Source organism: Streptomyces sp. NPDC001678, from assembly GCF_042892945.1.
Taxonomy (GTDB): Bacteria; Actinomycetota; Actinomycetes; order Streptomycetales; family Streptomycetaceae; genus Streptomyces.
In genome coordinates, this window is record NZ_JBIAUP010000020.1 from 95,491 (window position 1) to 114,578 (window position 19,088).

20 protein-coding genes are annotated in these 19,088 nt (G+C 73.0%); 12 read left to right on the top strand and 8 right to left on the bottom strand.

The genetic code is table 11. The features are described from left to right. The first annotated feature begins 45 nt into the window (after positions 1-45). From ACFYZR_RS30050 to ACFYZR_RS30065, 4 genes are all read left to right on the top strand, one after another. Entirely contained in the window at positions 46-276 is a 231-nt protein-coding gene (locus ACFYZR_RS30050; protein ID WP_391916003.1) for a hypothetical protein, read from the top strand. A gap of 181 nt (positions 277-457) precedes the next feature. Further along, on the top strand, positions 458-1,096 hold the full coding sequence (locus ACFYZR_RS30055) for a TetR/AcrR family transcriptional regulator (protein WP_391916005.1): 639 nt from the start codon (positions 458-460) through the stop codon (positions 1,094-1,096). Positions 1,097-1,261: 165 nt separating this feature from the next. Further along, a complete protein-coding gene (locus ACFYZR_RS30060; RefSeq protein ID WP_391916007.1) occupies positions 1,262-1,489 on the top strand; it encodes a DUF3107 domain-containing protein in 228 nt (75 codons plus the stop codon). A gap of 200 nt (positions 1,490-1,689) precedes the next feature. Then, positions 1,690-1,968: a hypothetical protein gene (locus ACFYZR_RS30065; RefSeq protein ID WP_391916009.1), complete on the top strand. Its 279-nt coding sequence runs from the start codon at positions 1,690-1,692 to the stop codon at positions 1,966-1,968. A gap of 83 nt (positions 1,969-2,051) precedes the next feature. Here ACFYZR_RS30065 and ACFYZR_RS30070 read toward each other — a convergent pair whose 3' ends face one another. Further along, positions 2,052-2,810, bottom strand: coding sequence for a ferritin-like fold-containing protein (locus tag ACFYZR_RS30070; protein ID WP_361704778.1), 759 nt, complete (start codon positions 2,808-2,810; stop codon positions 2,052-2,054). Positions 2,811-3,327: 517 nt separating this feature from the next. Between ACFYZR_RS30070 and ACFYZR_RS30075 the strand changes: the two genes are divergently transcribed. Both ACFYZR_RS30075 and ACFYZR_RS30080 read left to right on the top strand, forming a co-directional pair. Next, complete coding sequence (locus tag ACFYZR_RS30075; protein WP_391916012.1) at positions 3,328-6,018, top strand: DEAD/DEAH box helicase; 2,691 nt, start codon at positions 3,328-3,330, stop codon at positions 6,016-6,018. Positions 6,019-6,198: 180 nt separating this feature from the next. Next, positions 6,199-7,059, top strand: coding sequence for an alpha/beta fold hydrolase (locus tag ACFYZR_RS30080; protein WP_391916015.1), 861 nt, complete (start codon positions 6,199-6,201; stop codon positions 7,057-7,059). Positions 7,060-7,124: 65 nt separating this feature from the next. Here ACFYZR_RS30080 and ACFYZR_RS30085 read toward each other — a convergent pair whose 3' ends face one another. Then, on the bottom strand, positions 7,125-7,904 hold the full coding sequence (locus tag ACFYZR_RS30085) for a VOC family protein (protein WP_391916018.1): 780 nt from the start codon (positions 7,902-7,904) through the stop codon (positions 7,125-7,127). Between the two features lie 261 nt (positions 7,905-8,165). Here ACFYZR_RS30085 and ACFYZR_RS30090 point away from each other — a divergent pair, with 261 nt between their 5' ends. Beyond that, positions 8,166-8,318: a hypothetical protein gene (locus ACFYZR_RS30090; RefSeq protein WP_391916021.1), complete on the top strand. Its 153-nt coding sequence runs from the start codon at positions 8,166-8,168 to the stop codon at positions 8,316-8,318. A 75-nt stretch (positions 8,319-8,393) separates the two neighbouring features. Here ACFYZR_RS30090 and ACFYZR_RS30095 read toward each other — a convergent pair whose 3' ends face one another. The 4 genes from ACFYZR_RS30095 to ACFYZR_RS30110 all read right to left on the bottom strand — a co-directional run bounded on the left by ACFYZR_RS30095 (position 8,394) and on the right by ACFYZR_RS30110 (position 11,578). Beyond that, complete coding sequence (locus tag ACFYZR_RS30095) at positions 8,394-8,999, bottom strand: MarC family protein (protein WP_391916024.1); 606 nt, start codon at positions 8,997-8,999, stop codon at positions 8,394-8,396. 222 nt (positions 9,000-9,221) lie between these two features. After that, complete coding sequence (locus ACFYZR_RS30100; protein ID WP_391916026.1) at positions 9,222-10,085, bottom strand: PHP domain-containing protein; 864 nt, start codon at positions 10,083-10,085, stop codon at positions 9,222-9,224. Positions 10,086-10,163: 78 nt separating this feature from the next. Continuing rightward, a complete protein-coding gene (locus tag ACFYZR_RS30105; protein ID WP_391916029.1) occupies positions 10,164-10,805 on the bottom strand; it encodes a DUF6758 family protein in 642 nt (213 codons plus the stop codon). Between the two features lie 119 nt (positions 10,806-10,924). Further along, positions 10,925-11,578: a suppressor of fused domain protein gene (locus tag ACFYZR_RS30110; protein WP_391916031.1), complete on the bottom strand. Its 654-nt coding sequence runs from the start codon at positions 11,576-11,578 to the stop codon at positions 10,925-10,927. A gap of 498 nt (positions 11,579-12,076) precedes the next feature. Between ACFYZR_RS30110 and ACFYZR_RS30115 the strand changes: the two genes are divergently transcribed. Beyond that, positions 12,077-13,186, top strand: a complete 1,110-nt coding sequence (locus ACFYZR_RS30115) for a magnesium and cobalt transport protein CorA (RefSeq protein ID WP_391916034.1) — start codon at positions 12,077-12,079, stop codon at positions 13,184-13,186. Between the two features lie 15 nt (positions 13,187-13,201). Here ACFYZR_RS30115 and ACFYZR_RS30120 read toward each other — a convergent pair whose 3' ends face one another. Further along, entirely contained in the window at positions 13,202-14,203 is a 1,002-nt protein-coding gene (locus ACFYZR_RS30120; RefSeq protein ID WP_391916036.1) for a DMT family transporter, read from the bottom strand. Positions 14,204-14,240: 37 nt separating this feature from the next. Between ACFYZR_RS30120 and ACFYZR_RS30125 the strand changes: the two genes are divergently transcribed. After that, positions 14,241-14,741 carry a hypothetical protein gene (locus ACFYZR_RS30125; protein WP_391916038.1) on the top strand — a complete coding sequence of 167 codons (501 nt, stop codon included), beginning with the start codon at positions 14,241-14,243 and terminating at the stop codon, positions 14,739-14,741. 109 nt (positions 14,742-14,850) lie between these two features. On the opposite strand, the gene ACFYZR_RS30130 is transcribed toward ACFYZR_RS30125, so the two are convergent. Beyond that, on the bottom strand, positions 14,851-15,669 hold the full coding sequence (locus ACFYZR_RS30130) for a hypothetical protein (protein ID WP_391916041.1): 819 nt from the start codon (positions 15,667-15,669) through the stop codon (positions 14,851-14,853). A 185-nt stretch (positions 15,670-15,854) separates the two neighbouring features. On the opposite strand from ACFYZR_RS30130, the gene ACFYZR_RS30135 reads away from it, so the two are divergent. From ACFYZR_RS30135 to ACFYZR_RS30145, 3 genes are read left to right on the top strand one after another with little or no spacing between them, the layout of a single operon-like run. Next, a complete protein-coding gene (locus ACFYZR_RS30135) occupies positions 15,855-17,141 on the top strand; it encodes a magnesium transporter MgtE N-terminal domain-containing protein (protein WP_391916044.1) in 1,287 nt (428 codons plus the stop codon). Continuing rightward, a complete protein-coding gene (locus tag ACFYZR_RS30140) occupies positions 17,138-17,752 on the top strand; it encodes a DUF1003 domain-containing protein (protein ID WP_391916046.1) in 615 nt (204 codons plus the stop codon). Before ACFYZR_RS30135 ends, ACFYZR_RS30140 begins: the two co-directional genes overlap by 4 nt. A 43-nt stretch (positions 17,753-17,795) precedes the next feature. Further along, a complete protein-coding gene (locus ACFYZR_RS30145; RefSeq protein ID WP_391916049.1) occupies positions 17,796-18,956 on the top strand; it encodes an Mrp/NBP35 family ATP-binding protein in 1,161 nt (386 codons plus the stop codon). Positions 18,957-19,088 lie beyond the last annotated feature (132 nt).

Here is a 19,088-nt window from a genome sequence, read left to right on the forward strand (position 1 = left end):
TCATCCAAGAGGAGCGTTCATCCCGGATACCGGAAGGGATCCGTTATGCCAGTCGACCCGACCGACCCGGACACCTTTGAGGAAGAACTCGACGACGAGGCGGTTGCCATGGACTTCGACGCGGAGACCCCGGAGGCGGACGCGGCCGAGCAGCACGCGGACCTGTCCCCGCACGAGGACGACTCGCTGGCGCACGTCGACCCGGGCGCGGCGAACGAGGCGGACCGCGCCGAGCAGGCCCGGGTGGTGGAGCTGGACGAGGACGACTACCGCTGACTCCCGGGGCACCTGAGCGGATAATCGACGATTTGTCGATTTCCTACAGCGACCGGTCCATGAAATTCTCCGCTCCTACCGCGCACGCCCCGGTTACCCAAAAGTACGATGGCGGGCGCGTGCACACCGGGCACCTCCCGGCTGCCGCCGGGGGAGCACAGAAAACGACATGGGAGGCGGCGTGACAGCCATCGAGCAGACCGAGGCGCGCCCGCGTGGCACGCGCCTGCCGCGCCGAGCCCGACGCAATCAGCTCCTGGGCGCGGCCCAGGAGGTCTTCGTGGCGCAGGGTTACCACGCGGCCGCGATGGACGACATCGCCGAGCGCGCGGGCGTGAGCAAGCCGGTCCTCTACCAGCACTTCCCCGGCAAGCTGGACCTCTACCTGGCCCTGCTGGACCAGCACTGCGACAACCTCCTGCAGGCGGTCCGCACGGCGCTCGCCTCCACCAACGAGAACAAGCAGCGCGTGGCGGCCACCATGGACGCCTACTTCGCCTACGTCGAGGACGAGGGCGGCGCCTTCCGCCTGGTCTTCGAGTCCGACCTCACCAACGAGCCGGCCGTGCGCGAGCGCGTCGAGCGGGTCTCGCTGGAGTGCGCGGAGGCGATCAGCGAGGTCGTGGCCGAGGACACCGGCCTGTCGAAGGACGAGGCCATGCTGCTGGCCGTGGGCCTCGGCGGCGTCTCCCAGGTGGTCGCCCGCTACTGGCTCTCCAGCGAGAGCACCGTGCCGCGCGAGACGGCCGTCCAGCTGCTGACCTCGCTGGCCTGGCGCGGTATCGCGGGCTTCCCCAAGGTCGGCCACGAGCAGGGCTGACGCGCGGCGGTGACACGCGGCGAATGATGTTCGCTGCGAGCGTGCGGGCGAGGCCCGGCGGACCGCCCTTACCGGGCTAATGTGGGGAACGTACGGCGCGGCTGGTCCGCGCACCCCTCCCCTGGGCTCAGCCATGGGGGACCCCAACCTTCGGAGGGACAGACCGTGGAGGTCAAGATCGGCGTGCAGCACGCGCCCCGCGAGATCGTTCTGGAGAGCGGGCTGGCTGCCGAGGAAGTCGAGCGTGTGGTGGCCGAGGCGCTCGCCGGCAAGTCCGCGCTGCTGAGCCTGACGGACGACCGTGGCCGCAAGGTCCTGGTGCCGGCCGACCGCCTGGCGTACGTGGAGATCGGCGAGCCCGCGACCCGCAAGGTCGGCTTCGGCGCGATGTGACCCGCTTCCAGCGGAATTGAACGGCGGGGCCCCGGTATGGAATTCACCGGGGCCCCGCCGTTGTTGTCAGCCAGTACGGGGCCCGGTACGGGGGTGTACCGAGATCGTCGTCGAGGGTTGCCCCGGGGTGTCCCGGGGTAAGACCGCTACGACCGATTTGCACCCCGCTTCTCGGCCACCTCACTGGGAGGGTATTGAGCATGATCCTCTGGGAAGCGCTCGGCTCGGTCCTCATCGGCCTCGCCGTCTCCTGTGCGGCCCTGCGCTGGCTTCCCGCCCGCTTCGGGCAGATCCGCTCCCGGGGCCTGGCCCTGTCCACCGGACCGGGCGCCGCCCTCTTCGGCGCCCTCCTGGGCCATTCCGTGCTGGGCCCGGGCCACACCCTCGCCACGCTGGGCGTCTCCCTGGGCGTCTGCGTCGCGCTGCTCTCGCTGCTGCTGCGCCCCACCGGCCGGCCCCGCCGCTCGGCCACGGCCTGACGACCGCGGCCCGCGACGGGATACCGGTGGTGAGACGGGATGACCGGTGGTGAGCGTTGAGCGTCCCGCTGCTCCGGCGTCTGTTATGCCGCCAGGCCCAGCGCGGCCATGCGCTTGGTGTGCGCCTCGGTGATCCGGGAGAACATCTTCCCGACCTCGGCAAGATCGAAGCCGTCGGCCACCCCGCCCACGAGCATCGTCGACAGGGCGTCCCGGTCGGCGACCACACGCTGCGCCTGCGAGAGCGCCTCGCCCATCAGCCGGCGCGCCCAGAGCGCGAGCCGCCCGCCCACCCGGGGCTCGGCCTCGATCGCCGCCCGCACCTTCTCGACCGCGAACGAGGCATGGCCCGTGTCGTCGAGCACGGCCAGCACCAGCGCCCGGGTGTCGGAGTCCAGCCGCGCCGCGACCTCACGGTAGAAGTCACTGGCGATCGAATCGCCCACATACGCCTTGACCAGGCCCTCCAGCCAGTCCGAGGGCGCGGTCAGCCGGTGGAACTCGTCCACGCCGGCCGCGAAGGGCTCCATCGCGGCGGTCGGCGGCGCGTCGATCGCCTCCAGCCGGTCCCGCAGCCGCTGGAAGTGCTGGAACTCGGCCGCGGCCATCTTGGCCAGGGCCGCCTTGTCGTCCAGGGTCGGCGCGAGCTTGGCGTCCTCCGCCAGCCGCTCGAAGGCGGCCAGCTCACCGTAGGCGAGGGCGCCGAGCAGATCCACGACGGCCGCCCGGTACTGCGGGTCCGCGGATGCCGTGGCCCAGTCCTGGGCGGCGATTCCGGTGTGCTCCCCGGCGTCCGGGGAGACGGGCTCGGTGGCGTTCTCTGGCGTGTCGGGCGTCTCCATGCAGCGAACGATAGCCCGCCACGCGACACGGCGAACCCCCTGGTCAGACAGTTCATCCCGATCCGGACACCCGATTGTCCGGACACACATGCGCCTTTCCGGGGTACAGTGCTAATAGGCCAGCCGAGTATTCGGCCGGCCGAACTCATGCTGTGTCTTCTGGAGGCGAGTCTCCAGGACTCCAGCGGATGCCCGGTCGGTGGCCCGATCGGCTTCCACACAACCGACCGCCCTCCGCGGGGTGCGCACGAGTCGTACGCACCTGGAGGGATCCGCTCGCGGCACGTGTGCTCGAGCGAAGGCAGTGGTCCCGCGCCGCGCCCGGCCCCCACCCGGTGGCCGGCTCAGTACCCCCGCGCGGTCCGTACGTCCTCACGTACGACCCCCTTCGCCGCTTCGCGCCGCGTCTCACAGAAGAGGCAAGACTCTGTCCACTTTCCGTGACCTCGGGATTCTGTCCGAAACCGCCGAGGCCCTCGAGGCCGTCGGCATCGTGAATCCGTTCCCCATTCAGGAAATGACCCTTCCGGTCGCGCTCTCCGGCTCCGATGTCATCGGCCAGGCCAAGACCGGCACCGGCAAGACCCTGGGCTTCGGCCTGCCCCTGCTGGAGCGCGTCGTCGTCCCCGCCGACGTGGAGGCGGGCCGGGCGAAGCCCGAGCAGCTGACCGACGCCCCGCAGGCGCTCATCGTGGTCCCCACCCGTGAGCTGTGCCAGCAGGTCACCAACGACCTCCTCACCGCCGGCAAGGTCCGCAACGTCCGCGTCCAGGCGATCTACGGCGGCCGCGCCTACGAGCCCCAGGTCGAGGCCCTCAAGAAGGGCGTCGACGTCATCGTCGGCACCCCCGGCCGGCTGCTCGACCTCGCCGGCCAGAAGAAGCTGAACCTCGCCCACGTCAAGGCGCTCGTCCTCGACGAGGCCGACGAGATGCTGGACCTGGGCTTCCTGCCCGACGTCGAGCGCATCATCACGATGCTCCCGGCCAAGCGCCAGACGATGCTCTTCTCGGCGACCATGCCCGGTGCGGTCATCTCGCTCGCGCGTCGCTACATGTCGCAGCCCACGCACATCCGCGCCACCTCGCCGGACGACGAGGGCCAGACGCACGCCAACATCGCGCAGCACATCTTCCGCGCCCACAACATGGACAAGCCGGAGATGGTCGCCCGCATCCTGCAGGCGGAGGGCCGCAACCGCGCGATGATCTTCTGCCGTACGAAGCGGACGGCCGCCGACATCTCCGAGCAGCTCACCCGGCGCGGTTTCGCCGCCGGCGCCGTCCACGGCGACCTCGGCCAGGGCGCCCGCGAGCAGGCGCTGCGCGCCTTCCGCAACGGCAAGGTCGACGTGCTGGTCTGCACCGACGTCGCCGCGCGCGGCATCGACGTCGACGACGTCACGCACGTGATCAACTACCAGACCCCCGAGGACGAGAAGACCTACCTCCACCGCATCGGCCGCACCGGCCGCGCGGGCAAGTCGGGTACGGCCGTCACGCTGGTCGACTGGGACGACATCCCGCGCTGGAAGCTGATCAACAAGGCGCTGGAGCTGTCGTTCGACGAGCCGGAGGAGACGTACTCCACGTCCCCGCACCTGTACGAGGCGCTGGGCATCCCCGCCGGTACCAAGGGCATCCTGCCCCGCTCCGAGCGCACCCTCGCCGGCCTCGCGGCCGAGGAGATCGAGGACCTCGGCGAGCCGGGCGGCCGTGGCCGCGGCCGGGACGGTGGTCGTGACGGCGGCCGTGACGGCGGCCGTGACGGTGGCCGTCGTGGCGGCCGTGACGGCGGCCGTGACCGCGCGGAGGAGGAGCGTCCGGCCCGTACGCCGCGACAGCGCCGCCGTACGCGCAACGGCGCGCCGGTCGGCTCGGAGGCCCCGGCGGCCGCGACGGCCGTGACTCCGGCCGCCGAGCCGACGAAGGCCGCCGAGAGCGCCGTGAGCGCGTCCGGCGCCCCGGAGACCCCGGCCCGCCCGCGTCGCCGTCGCCGCACGCGCGGCAGCGCGGGTGCGAACGCCGGTGCGGGTACGACCGCCGTCGCCACGGCGCCCGCCGTGACGGCCGAGCCGGCCCGGGCCGCGGCCCCGGTCGCAGCCCCCGCCGCCGCTCCGGCCGCGGCCCCCGCGGCGAAGGCCGAGGCCCCCGCCCGTACGCGCAGCCGCCGCATCCGGCCGGTCGTCGCCCCGGTGACCGACACGGTCGACTTCCAGACCGTCGAGAGCGCCGCGGCGGCCCTGGCCGTCCCGGCCGCCCGCGTGGCGGAGGCCGTGGAGACGGTGGAGGCCGCCGAGGCGAAGCCGAAGCGCGCCCGCACCCGCACGGCCGCCAAGAAGGCCGTCGCCGTGGCCGAGGCCGAGGTCGAGGTCGTCGAGACGGCCGAGACGGCCGAGGTGGCGGAGACCAAGCCGAAGCGGACGCGCACGACGGCGAAGAAGGCCGCCGAGGCCGTCGTCGCCGCCGAGGCGACCGCCGAGGCCGTCGTCGACACCGCCGAGGCGGCCGCCGAGGCCGTCGTCGACACCGCCGAGGCGGCCGAGGCCAAGCCGAAGCGCACCCGCACGGTCCGCAAGACCGCCGCGGCCGTCGTCGAGACCGCCGCCGAGGCGACGGAGGAGAAGCCGAAGCGCACCCGGAAGGCCGTCGCCAAGAAGGCCGAGGCCGCCGTGGACACCGCCGAGGCGGTGGAGGCCGTCGAGGCCACGCCGAAGCGCACCCGCACCACGGCTGCCAAGAAGGCCGCCGAGGCCGTCGTCGACGCTGCCGAGGCAGCGGAGACCACGCCGAAGCGCACCCGCACCACCGCGAAGAAGGCTGCCGCAGCCGCCGTCGACACCGCCGAGGCGGCCGAGGCCAAGCCGAAGCGCACCCGCACGGTCCGCAAGACCGCCGCGGCCGTCGTCGAGACCGCCGCCGAGGCGACGGAGGAGAAGCCGAAGCGCACTCGGAAGGCCGTCGCCAAGAAGGCCGAGGCCGTCGTCGACACCGCCGAGGCAGCGGAGACCACGCCGAAGCGCACCCGTACGACCGCGAAGAAGGCTGCCGCGGCCCCGGTCGAGACCGCCGCAGCGGCGGAGGAGAAGCCGAAGCGGACCCGGAAGGCCGTGGCCAAGAAGGCCGAGGCCGCCGTGGACACCGCCGAAGCCGCCGAGGCCAAGCCGAAGCGCACCCGGAAGGCAGCGGCCCCCAAGGCCGACGCCTGATCCAAAACCCGAGCGCCGGGTGGGCTGATGTCAGCCCACCCGGCGCTCGGGCGTATCCGGGGCCGGGGGCGGGCCCGGGAACAGGCCGAGAGTAGGCCCGGGAACGGGCCAGTAGCAGGCCAGGGGCGGCGCCGGGGCACCCCCTCCGGCCCGTCACCCGCCCCGCGCTAGCCTCGTGCCATGAGCCGGCCCCCCTTCCTCGCCCTCCCGCCGTGCGCCGAGGCGTATCTCCTCACCACCGCCCGCGGGGAGTTCGCCGTGCACGACGCCCGCCCCTCCTCCCCGCCCCGTGGCACCGCCCTCCTCGTGCCCGGCTTCACGGGCAGCAAGGAGGACTTCATCGCGCTGCTCGCACCGCTCGCCGCGGCCGGGTTCCGGGTGGTGGCCGTGGACGGGCGGGGGCAGCACGAGAGCCCGGGGCCGCGCGACGAGGCCGCGTACGCGCAGGACGAGTTGGCCCGCGACGTCCTCGCGCAGACGGCCGCGCTCGGCGGTGACGTGCATCTGCTCGGGCACTCGCTCGGCGGCCTGATCACCCGCGCCGCCGTGCTCGCGGACGCGTCCCCCTTCCGCTCGCTGACCGTCATGAGCAGCGGCCCCGGCTCGATCTCCGAGTCGCAGCAGGCCCGTACGCGTCTGCTCGTCCAGGCCCTGGGCATGCTGGACATGGAGAGCGTCTGGCGGGAGATGCAGCGCGAGGGGGCGGAGGGCGCGGCGGCCGCCGACACCCCGCCGGAGCTGACGGAGTTCCTCCATCACCGCTGGATGCGCACGGTTCCCGAGCAACTGAAGGCGACCGGTGTCCAGTTGACGGTCGAGCCCGACCGTACGGCCGAGCTGGCGCGGGTGCCGCTGGCCAAGCACGTGGTGTCCGGGGAGCTGGACTACGCCTGGCCGGTGCCGGAGATCGACGCGATGGCCGAGAAGCTGTCGGCGGTCCGTACGGTGATCCCGGGCGCGGGCCACTCCCCCAACGCCGAGCGGCCGGCCGCCACGGCCGAGGCGCTCGCGCGCTTCTGGAACGACGCGGCCCGGCCCTGACCCGGCCCGTCTTCGGCCCAGCCCGTCTTCGGCCCAGCCCGTCTTCGGCCCAGCCCGTCTTCGGCCTAGCCCGTCTTCTCGGTGACCGTGAAGAGGCCCCCCTCGGGATCCCGCAGGGTCGCCTCGCGTCCCACCCGTGAGCGGGTCGGCTCGGAGACGACCGCGCCGCCCTCGGCGAGGGCGGCCTCCACGGCCTTCTCGACGTCGTCGACGCGGAAGTACACGTGCCAGCGGGGGCGGATGCGCGGGTCGGGGTCGGCCTCGACGGCCCCGCCGCGCAGCGAGGCCACGGTGCGGCCGCCCGCGCGGACGGTCACGGCGTCGTCCTCGTAACGGACCTCGCAGCGGCCGGGGCGGTCCATCGCCCAGTCGAAGACCTCGCCGTAGAACATGGCGGCGGCGAACGCGTCGCGGGTGCGGAGCTCCAGCCACGCGGGCGCGGAGCCGGAGCCGATCCGCCAGCCCGGGGTGTTAGGGCCCTCCCAGAAGCCGAAGACGGCGCCCATCGGGTCCGCCGCCAGGACGACGCGGCCGCGGCCGACCGCGAGGGGGCCGACCGCGACCGTGCCACCGCGCTCCCGGACCCGGGAGGCCACCATGTCGGCGTCGTCGACGGCGAAGTACGAGGTCCAGGCGGCGGCCACGCCCAGGGTGCGGGCGGCGTCGGTCAGGCCGGCGACGGGTTTGCCGTCGGAGATCGCGACGGAGAAGCCCTCGCCGAACGTGCCGGCCCGGAACGTCCAGCCCATCACGGCCGCGTAGAAGTCCTGGGACGCCTTGAGGTCGGCGGTCAGCAGGCTCACCCAGCAGGGCTGTCCCAGCCCGGCACCCTCCGTGGCCGCCATCGCCGATCGCCTCGTTTCCGTATCCGGGAGTGGGACCAGGGTTCCACTCGCTCCCCCCGAACGCACTCCGGCACGCGCGGCCGTCAGGGGGGTAGACCGGTCACCACCCGGTCACTCATTAGTCATGTTAAAAATTTCTTTAGCGTAGGGAATGTTTCGAGGGTTAAACTCGTTGGACACTCTTGGAACGCGCGTCGCAATGTCGCCGCGCGCGTCACTGTTCACCGTTCTCCGCAGGAGGATCAGACGAAGGGAGAAGCCTTGCGCTTCGAAATCATGCGCCTGGACGACGTCGACGGCACCGCCGTCGACAGCACCGTCGTGGACGCCGCCTCCGTCAAACGGATCGTGCAGCAGGCCGCCTCCATCGGCCAGCGCATATACATCCGTCCAGCCGACTCCTCGGTCCGGTAGCGCCGACCCGCTCCGGAAAGCCGAACGCCCCCGTACGACGACCGTACGGGGGCGTTCCGCGTTCGCGGGGTGGCGTCAGTGGTGCTGGATCACCTGGGTGATGCCGTTGATGATCTGCTGCACGGCCAGCGCCGAGAGCATCATGCCGGCGAGCCGGGTCACGAGCACCACACCGCCGTCCTTGATCACACGGATGATGTGCAGCGAGTTCCGCATCACCACCCACAGCACGACGTGGATCGCCGCGATGGCGCACCACACCGAGACCTGCGCGGCCGCCGAGTCGGCGCGCTGCACCGCGAGGATCACCGAGACGATCGCACCGGGGCCCGCCAGCAGCGGCATGCCCAGCGGCACGAGGGCGACGTTGACGTCCTTGGTCTGCTTGGGCTCCTCCGACTTGCCGGTGAGCAGGTCCAGCGCGACCAGCAGCAGGAGCAGACCGCCCGCGATCATCAGGGCGGGGGTGGTGATGTGGAGATAGTCGAGGATCTGCCGGCCGCAGATGCCGAAGAGGGCGATCACGCCGAAGGCGACCGTCGCCGCCTGCCAGGCCATGCGGCGCTGGACCTTGGCCGGGCGGCCCGCGGTGAGGGCGAGGAAGATCGGCGTGATCCCGGGCGGGTCCATGATCACGAACAGGGTGAGGAAGAGGGAGCCGAAGACAGCGATGTCGAACACGTGAGGGCCTTGCGGGTGCGGAGCGAGCAGGAGCGGTGGGGGGAGGTATGAGGGGGCGCCTCGGGCGGAGCCTTCGAAAAGCGTGCTTTCGAGGGGCGCGCGCGAACGGCTCGTACGCCTCGGACGATCGCCGCGTACACGTCGACGCGGTGAGAGGGGAAGGGACGTACGGGCGCGCTCATCCGCCCGTGGACGGACGGCCGGGCCCGGAGCGCGGAGTGGTCAGCCGCCGGCGCCCGGGACGGGGAACGCGCCCGTCGCACGGCGCGTGATCTCCCCGTAGATCTCCGGGTCGGTCGTGAACTCGCCGAGGCGGCAGCTCTTGCGGCTGCCGTGGTAGTCGCTGGAGCCGGTGGGCAGGAGGCCGAGGTCGGCGGCGAGGCCGCGCAGCCGGGCGCGGGTGGCGGCGTCGTGGTCCATGTGGTCCACCTCGATGCCGTCCAGGCCGGCCGAGGCGAGCTCGGCTATCTGTGCCTCGGAGACGCAGTTGCCACGCTTGAGGGCGAAGGGGTGGGCGAGCACCGTGACCCCGCCGGCCGCCTTGACCAGGCGGATGGCGTCGAAGGGGTCGAGCTCGTGCTTCTCGACGAAGGCCCGGCCGTCACCGGCGAGCCACTCGGAGGTGAAGGCGTCGGAGACGCTGTCGATCACGCCGAGCTCGATCATGGCCGTGGCCACGTGCGGGCGGCCGACGGCGCCGTCGCCGGCGATGCGCGCGACGCGCTCCCAGGCGACGGGCACGCCGAGCTCGTTGAGCTTGGCGACCATGGCGCGGGCGCGCGGTTCGCGGTCGTCGCGCACGAGCTCGCGCTCGCGGGCGAGCTCCGGCTCGTGGGGGTCGAAGAGGTAGGCCAGCATGTGGACGCTGAAGCCGTCGGGGCCGGTGAAGCGGCAGGAGAGCTCGGCGCCGGTGACCAGGGTGAGCCCGGCGGGGAGGGCCGCGATGGCCTCGACGTGGCCGCCGACCCCGTCGTGGTCGGTCAGCGCGACGACGTCCAGCCCGGCGGCGGCCGCGCCCAGCACCAGCTCGGCGGGGGTGTCCGTACCGTCCGAGGCCGTGGAGTGGGTGTGCAGATCGATGCGCACGACACGACTCCCAACACAACCGGAACAGGACAGGACCGGTTCAGGATAACGGGCCCGGTTGTGGGCGGGCGCCCGCGCTCAGGGCGACAGGATCCGCGGCGACAGCGCCCCGCACGGCAGGAGGTCGACCTCGGCCCCCGCGTCCCGCAGATCCGTCAGCACGAGCTCGTCGTACATCAGCAGCCCCGACCGCTCGGGCCACACGATCGCCCACAGCCACAGCCCCCGCGCCTCCCCCGCGAAGACGGCCCGGTCGCCGGGGGCGCCTTCGACGTGCCACAGGGGGGTGGGCCGCCCGGCCGCGTGGACCTTGGCGTGCGGCGAGCGGTCGACGCGGAGGTACGGGCCGGGGTCGGGGCCGTCGACGCCGGCGTAGCGCGCGCCGAGGCCGACGCCCAGCTCCTCGGCGACGAGCAGCAGCTCACCGGGGCCGCCCAGCGGGCTGGGCCCCGAGCAGGCGACGGCGGTCGCCCGCGCGCCCGCGCGGTCGTCGCCCGCGCTGGCCACACCGGTGAAGAGCCAGCCGACGGGCAGGGGCCAGGGCATCCAGACCGGCACCCGGGCCCGCCCCACCGCGACGGCCAGTGCCTCGACGCTCGGCGGGACGACCGGCTGCAGAGGGTGCACGGTGCCGTGCACGGCGCACTGCCACGAGTCGGCGAAGAGACCGGGCGCGCGGACCCGGCCACCGCACTTCGGGCAACTGGGTTCGCCCCTCATAGCCTCCAACGGTCCTACCAGGGCGCCCCCGCGTCAAGGACGATCACCCGTCCGGAGTCGGGGCGTCCCCACCCTTCGGGACACCCCGTCCGGCGCGTCACCCGCCGGCCACCCGCCGGTCACTCGCCGAGCGGCACCCCGGCGCGCAGCGGGTCGCGCAGATCCGTGCCGTGCCGAAGCCACCGTTCCTCCAGCGCGGCGGCGCCCTGGACGCGCTTCCACGCGGCCTCGTTGGGCGTCATCGGCAGCAGGGGCAGGAAGCGGACGGGATCCAGCGGGGCGTCCAGCTCCAGGTCCTCGACCAGGCCGCCGGACTCCGCGACGAGCACGGAGGTGAAGGGCGCCCCGGGCCAGAGCGGCTCGCCGGTGTCCAGGGAGGCACCGGGCGCCACCACGAGCCCCTCGACCTGGGGCGACGCGGCGAGGACGGCGAGCGGGCGGAGCACCTTGTCCGTGTCGGCGCGGCCGGCGCGCACGGAGAGGACCAGCTCGGCGCGGGGGCCACGCAGGGGGTCGGCGAGGGAAACGGAAAGGGGCGCCGCGAAGCGGCTCGATGAGGGGTGGTGGTCGGGCGAGGGGCCGGCCGGGTCGGTCATGGGCTGGGCGGACATGCCGAGGGTGGCGTAGCGGACGATGTCCCCGGTGTCGTCGGAGGCAAGGAACCGGAGGACCTCGATCCGGTCGGTGCCCAGGAAGGTGATCGCGGCACGCGCGTCGGGTGCACCGAGGGCCGTCAGCAGCCGGGCCTCGACCAGTGCGAGAACGTCTGACATGCAGTGAGCATAGAACGCGTATCGAACAGGCAAAGCGGGGCCTTGACGCGTCAGGTCACTGCTAGCCTTGACTCGCCTCGGCCTCTGGTCCAGGCATGACGTTCGTCCCTTACGCGGGGACCGGCCGGAGGAGGTGGGGCTGCGGTGGATCCTAGTCGACCGTGCAGTACCGGCAGTTCTCCCGTCTCCTCGCCCCGGACGCACGTCACCCTGTGATCTGAGGCCTTCCACGACCGGCCCCTCGGCCGGACGGCATCCCGGAAGTCCCTTCACGCCCGCGGCACTTGACGGAAGAGCGCCTTTCCCTCGCTTTGTTCCGTGTTCTCCGCAGTTCTCTGCGAACTCTCCGCGAACTGCCGTCGGCCGCAACGCACCGCGCGAAGCGCCGCCTGATTCGCGGACGTGCTCCCCCGCGCCCCGAGCGCCCGGCCACGTCCTCCTTCCAGGCAGCGTTGCACCCGCGTAGCGGCCCGCGGCCGGCCCGTGAAGGAGCCAGCCATGTCGATGATCCGTGACCTGCGCGCCGCCGTCCGCCCCGCCCTGCGCCGGGTGCCCGCCCAGAGCGGCGGCTACGGCACCACCCGTGACGCCTCGGTCAGCAGCGCCGTCGTGGACAGCGCCGTCTACCGCGACGGCAAGCGCGTCAGCGAGCTCGTCAGCCCCGCCGAGGCGCTGCGCCGGGTGCGCGGCGCCGGCGGTTTCGCGTGGATCGGGCTGCACGAGCCCACGGAGTCGGAGTTCGCCGGGATCGCCCGCGAGTTCGGGCTGCACCCGCTGGCCGTGGAGGACGCGGTCCACGCCCACCAGCGGCCCAAGCTGGAGCGCTACGACGACACGCTCTTCACCGTCTTCAAGACCATCCACTACGTGGAGCACGCCCAACTCACCGCCACCAGCGAGGTCGTGGAGACCGGCGAGGTGATGTGCTTCACCGGCCCGGACTTCATCATCACCGTCCGGCACGGCGGCCAGGGCTCGCTGCGCGCCCTGCGCCACCGGCTGGAGGAGGACGACCGGCTGCTCGCCAAGGGCCCCTCGGCCGTGCTCCACGCCATCGCCGACCAGGTGGTCGACGGCTACATAGCCGTGGCCGACGCCGTGCAGGACGACATCGACGAGGTGGAGATCGACGTCTTCTCCGAGCCCAGCAAGGGCAGCCGGCGGGGCGGCGACGCGGGCCGCATCTACCAGCTCAAGCGCGAGGTGCTGGAGTTCAAGCGGGCGGTCACCCCGCTGATGCGGCCGATGCAGCTGCTCAGCGAGCGGCCGATGCGGCTGGTCGACCCGGACATCCAGAAGTACTTCCGTGACGTCGCCGACCACCTGGCGCGCGTGCACGAGCAGGTGGTCTCCTTCGACGACCTGCTGAACTCCATCCTCCAGGCCAACCTCGCGCAGGCGTCCGTCGCCCAGAACGAGGACATGCGCAAGATCACGTCCTGGGCGGCGATCTTCGCCGTCCCGACGATGATCGCGGGCGTTTACGGCATGAACTTCAAGTACATGCCGGAGCTGCAGTGGAAGTACGGCTACCCCACGGTCATGGTGGTCACCGTCGTGATCTGTTACGCCATCCACCGCGGCTTCAAGCGGAACGGGTGGCTGTAGGCGCGTCCCAGGCCTTTAAACGCCGGTTTCCGGGGGAACCCGGTCCTTCTTCCTGTCGCCCATGATGACCAGCGCCAGCCCCGCCATGATCACCGCCAGCGCCGGGTAGGCGATCGCGGGCGGCGTCTGCCCCAGCCACACCGCCGCGATCAGCGCCGCCCCCGGCGTCTCCAGCAGGATCGCCGTGGACGTGACGGACGGGCCCAGGCCCTTGACCACCCGGTTGATCAGCGAGTGGCCCAGCAGCTGCGCCGTGACCGTGAGCACCGCCAGCTTCAGCCACGTCTCCCCGCTGTAGCCGCCGAGGGACACTCCCCCGCACAGGCACGCGGCGAGCAGCAGCACCGTCGTGGTCGTGTAGCAGACATAGGTGTACGCGACCGTGCCCACCGTCCGGCGCACCTCCGCGCCCAGCAGGACGTACCCCGCGGCCGCGATGCCGCCCGCCAGCGCGAGGCCGTCGCCGGCGAGGGCGCGCGGGGAGAGGGACAGGTCGACGCCCGTGAGCGTCAGCACGCCGAGGAAGGCCAGCCCGGTGCCGGCCCAGACCAGCGCGGGCGGGCGGTGGCCGCGCAGCCGCAGCAGCAGGGTGGTCCAGATGGGCGTGGTGGTGACCAGCGCGGTGGACGACGCGACGGAGGTCATCTGGAGGCTGGGCAGCCAGACCCCGAAGTGGACGGCGAGGAGCGCCCCGGCGGCGACGGCCAGCAGTGCCGTCCGCCGGCCGATGCCGCGCAGCTCGGCGCGGTGGCGGCGGCGGAGCAGGGCGACGGGGGTGAGCGCGCCGACGGCCATGGCGTTGCGCCAGAAGGCGATGGCCAGGGCGGGGGCGGCGGTGGCCGCGATCAGCGGCGCGGAGAGGGAGACGCCGGCGATGGCGACGGCGAGCAGGAGCAGCTCGGTGCGGACGGACACCCCCGGCGTGCCGGGATCCGGGCCGGGTCCGGCCGGTCCGGCCTGCCCGGTGGTCGTCGTGGGCGTCGGTATCGCGTCGCGTCTCGCTCGGGCAGCACTCACGGACTCAAGCCTAGGACCCGTGCGTAAGGTAGGGCGCATGACGATGACGCAGGCGCTGATCGAAGAGGCCACGAAGAAGTCCGGCCTCATCTGGGTGAAGGGTCCGGCCGGGCCCAGCCGGGCGCTGTGGCACGTCTGGCACGAGGGTGCCGCGCATCTCGTGGGCGGCCCGGGCGAGCAGCCCGTGGACGAGCTGGGGCTCACCGAGGGCGCCACGGCCACCGTCACCGTGCGCAGCAAGGACAAGGGCGGGCGGCTGGTCTCCTGGACCGCGTCGGTGAGCGAGCTCCCGGCGCACGGGGAGGAGTGGACGGCGGCCGTCACCGAGCTGAAGGGCAAGCGGCTCAACGCGCCCGGCGCGGAGCAGCTGGAGGAGCGCTGGGCGAAGGAGTGCCGGGTGCTGCGGCTGACGCCGTCCGGTGCCACCGCGGACCTGCCGGACGATTCCCTGGCGGCGGTTCCGCTGGCGACGCCGGCGACGACGCGCGAGCCCATGCCGGCGGCGCTGCCGCGGCTGCTGCGCCGGGGGCGCCGCTAGGCGCTCCGCTGGTAGTCGGGGCGTCATCTGCGGGCGCATCGTGGCTGGTCGCGCCCGCGCGGCGGTAGCCGCAGACCGACACTGCCCCGCGCCCTTCGGGCGCGTCCGGTCACTTCCCCGGGTCGGCGCCCGCCCCCGACGACGGGAGCGCGCCGCCCGAGGGGATGCGCAGCTGTTTGCCGTAGTCGACGGTCTGGTTCTTGTCGGGGACGGCGAGGGCGAAGTCCTTGCCCCAGCCGTCCAGCTCCAGCTGCCCCGCGCCGCCCGCGCGCTGCACCCGCACCGGATACGGGGTGCCGGTCAGGGAGACCTCCATCGTGCCGCCGCCGCCCTTGGCGCCCGTGACCCGGATGGTGCGGACGCCGCCGACCGTGCCGTGGTCGCCGCGCGCGAGGGTGCCGTGGAGGGTGAGCAGGCCGTCGAGGAGGACGTCCTTGTCGGTGAAGCCCCGGAACTGCTGGTAGGCGGGGTCGTCCGAGGGCACCTTGACGTACTTGTCGTCGAGCTTGCCCGCGGCGGCCGCCTTGTCCCCCTTGGCCGGGGCGGAGGAGGTGGGCGCCTTCGAGGGCGCCGGCGTGGCCCCCTTGGCCCAGAACCCGGCGGGTGCCTTGAGGTAGAGGTCGTCGCCCACGCGCAGCAGCTCGAAGGAGCTGGCGGCGGAGGAGGACACCCGGCCCGTGCCGCCGTTCTTCTTCAGCCGCATGTCGATGCGGTACGTACGGCCCTGGCTGACGACGTTGCCGGACAGGTGGACGGCCTCGGCGCCGCGCGCGGCGGTGCGGGCCTTGTCCTGGATGGCGGCGGGTTCGAGCTTGCCGACGCCGTTGGTCCCCGCGTCCGGGTCCTCGGCTCCGCCGCCGCAGGCCGTGAGCACGGCCGACAGGCCGACGCACAGGGCTCCCACGAGAGCCGCGTTCCGCGTTCGCACCCCTGCTCCTGTCCTCCGGTCACCGGTGGGCTACGGCGCAGCGTACCTGTGCCGCCGACGAGCGGAAGCGGGGAGTCCGTACAGGATCCGTAGAGGCTCCGTACGGCCGTCTCTCCCGCGCCCGGCGAAGCCGGTCACGCTAGCCTGAATCGGACACCACCCGGCGCGGGAGGAGGTACGCGGCCATGGCAGCAGGTGCCCCCCGGGTGTTCGTGTCGCACATCTCGGGCGTGGCGGTCTTCGACCCCAACGGGGACCAGGTGGGCCGGGTCCGCGACGTCGTGGCGATGCTGCGCGTGGGCGGACGGCCGCCCCGGGTGCTGGGGCTGGTCGTGGAGGTGGTCAGCCGCCGGCGGATCTTCCTGCCCATGACCCGGGTGACCGGCGTGGAGTCCGGGCAGGTCATCACGACGGGTGTGGTGAACATGCGGCGGTTCGAGCAGCGGCCCACGGAGACGCTGGTCTACGGCGAGCTCTTCGACCGCCGGGTGCGGCTCACCGGCACGGACGAGGAGGTGACCGTCCTCGACGTGTCCATCACCCAGCTGCCCGCCCGCCGGGACTGGGAGATCGACAAGGTCTTCGTCCGCCGGGGCAAGGGCGGCGCCCTGCGCCGCAAGGGGGAGACGCTGACGGTGGAGTGGTCCGCCGTCACGGGCTTCTCGCTGGAGGAGCACGGCCAGGGCGCCGCGAACCTGCTGGCCACCTTCGAGCGGCTGCGCCCCGCCGACCTGGCCAACGTCCTCCACCACCTCTCCCCCAAGCGGCGCGCCGAGGTCGCCGCCGCCCTGGACGACGACCGGCTCGCGGACGTCCTGGAGGAGCTGCCGGAGGACGACCAGATCGAGATCCTCGGCAAGCTGAAGGAGGAGCGGGCCGCCGACGTCCTGGAGGCCATGGACCCCGACGACGCGGCCGACCTGCTCTCCGAGCTGCCGGAGGAGGAGATGGAGCGGCTGCTGACGCTGATGCGGCCGGACGAGGCGGCCGACGTCCGGCGGCTGATGGCCTACGAGGAGCTGTCGGCGGGCGGTCTGATGACCACCGAGCCGATCGTGCTGCGCCCGGACGCGACCGTCGCCGACGCGCTCGCGCGGGTGCGCAACCCCGACCTCTCCCCCGCGCTCGCCGCCCAGGTGTACGTGTGCCGGCCGCCGGACGAGACGCCGACGGGCAAGTACCTGGGCACCGTGCACTTCCAGCGGCTGCTGCGCGACCCGCCGTTCACGCTCGTCGGCGCGCTCACCGACACCGAGCTGCGGCCGCTGCCGCCGGACACCCCGCTGCCCGCCGTCACCAGCTATCTGGCCACCTACAACCTGATCGCCGTGCCGGTGGTGGACGAGAGCGGCTCGCTGCTCGGCGCGGTCACCGTGGACGACGTCCTCGACCACCTGCTGCCGGACGACTGGCGGGAGACCGAGCTCCACCACGGCGCGTTCGGCATCGACCTCCAGGGCGGCGGGCCATGAGGCCCGGGGACCGCGACCGGGCCCGCGCGAGCGCGCCCGCGCTGCGCCCGGACCGGTCCGCCGACCGGGCGAAGGCGGAGTCGGCGGCGGTGCACCCGCACCCCCACCCGTCGCCGCGCGTCCGGCTCGACCTGCCGCGGGTGAAGCGGGCCCGCTGGCTGCCGGAGTACGACCCGGAGGCCTTCGGCCGGATGTCGGAGCGGATCGCCCGCTTCCTGGGCACGGGCCGCTTCATCGTCTGGATGACGGTCGTCATCATCGTCTGGGTCGTGTGGAACACCTCGGTCCCCGGGCACCTGCGGTTCGACAACTACCCGTTCATCTTCCTGACGCTCGTGCTGTCCCTCCAGGCGTCGTACGCCGCCCCCCTGATCCTGCTGGCGCAGAACCGCCAGGACGACCGCGACCGGGTCAACCTGGAGCAGGACCGTAAGCAGAACGAGCGCTCCATCGCGGACACCGAGTACCTGACGCGGGAGATCGCGGGGCTGCGGATGGGCCTCGGCGAGGTCGCGACCCGGGACTGGATCCGCTCGGAGTTCGAGGAGCTGGTCAAGGAGCTGGAGCAGCGGCGCGTATTCCCGGCGGAGAGTGAGGAAGGCGACCGCTGAGAGGCTTTCCCGAGGCCCCGTGCCGCGCCGTACCATCGGAGCTATGGCTACCGACACGTACGACACCGCCGCGCCGAGTGAGGACGCGATCCGCGCCGCGCTCGCGACGGTCAACGACCCCGAGATCCAGCGCCCCATCACCGAGCTGGGGATGGTCAAATCGGTGGAGATCGCGGCGGACGGTACGGTCGCGGTGGCGGTCTATCTGACGGTCGCCGGCTGCCCCATGCGCGACAAGATCACCTCCATGGTGAGCGAGGCGGTCTCCCGGGTCGAGGGCGTCACGGGCGTCACCGTCGAGCTGGACGTGATGGGCGACGAGCAGCGCCGCGAGCTCGCGGCCTCGCTCCGCGGCGGCCAGGCCGAGCGCGAGGTGCCCTTCGCCAAGCCCGGCTCGCTGACCCGCGTCTACGCGGTCGCCTCCGGCAAGGGCGGCGTCGGCAAGTCCTCGGTGACGGTCAACCTGGCCGCCGCCATGGCGGCCGACGGCCTGAAGGTCGGTGTCGTGGACGCCGACATCTACGGCCACTCGGTGCCCCGCATGCTGGGCGCGGACGGCCGTCCCACCCAGGTCGAGAACATGATCATGCCGCCGTCGGCGAACGGTGTGAAGGTCATCTCCATCGGCATGTTCACCCCGGGCAACGCCCCGGTGGTCTGGCGCGGCCCCATGCTCCACCGCGCCCTCCAGCAGTTCCTGGCGGACGTCTTCTGGGGCGACCTGGACGTCCTCCTCCTCGACCTGCCGCCGGGCACGGGCGACATCGCCATCTCGGTGGCCCAGCTGGTCCCCAACGCCGAGATCCTCGTGGTGACGACCCCTCAGCAGGCCGCCGCAGAGGTCGCCGAGCGGGCCGGCTCGATCGCCGTGCAGACCCACCAGAAGATCGTCGGCGTCGTGGAGAACATGTCCGGGCTGCCGTGCCCGCACTGCGACGAGATGGTCGACGTCTTCGGCACGGGCGGCGGCCAGAAGGTCGCCGACGGCCTCACCCGCACCACGGGCGCGAACGTCCCCGTGCTGGGCTCGATCCCGATCGACGTCCGGCTGCGCGAGGGCGGCGACGAGGGCAAGCCGGTCGTCCTGAGCGACCCCGACTCCCCGGCGGGCAGCGCGCTGCGCGCCATCGCGGGCAAGCTCGGCGGGCGGCAGCGGGGTCTGTCGGGCATGTCGCTGGGCATCACGCCGCGCAACAAGTTCTGACGCGTCACGAGTGGGGGGGCGGGGGGGGGCCCCCCCCGCCCCCCCCCCCGGGGGGGGGGGCCGCCTCAGGGCGAGTGTTCGTGGGGGGGGGGGGGGGGAAGGGGGGGGGGGGGGCGGTGTTGGTGTAGGACC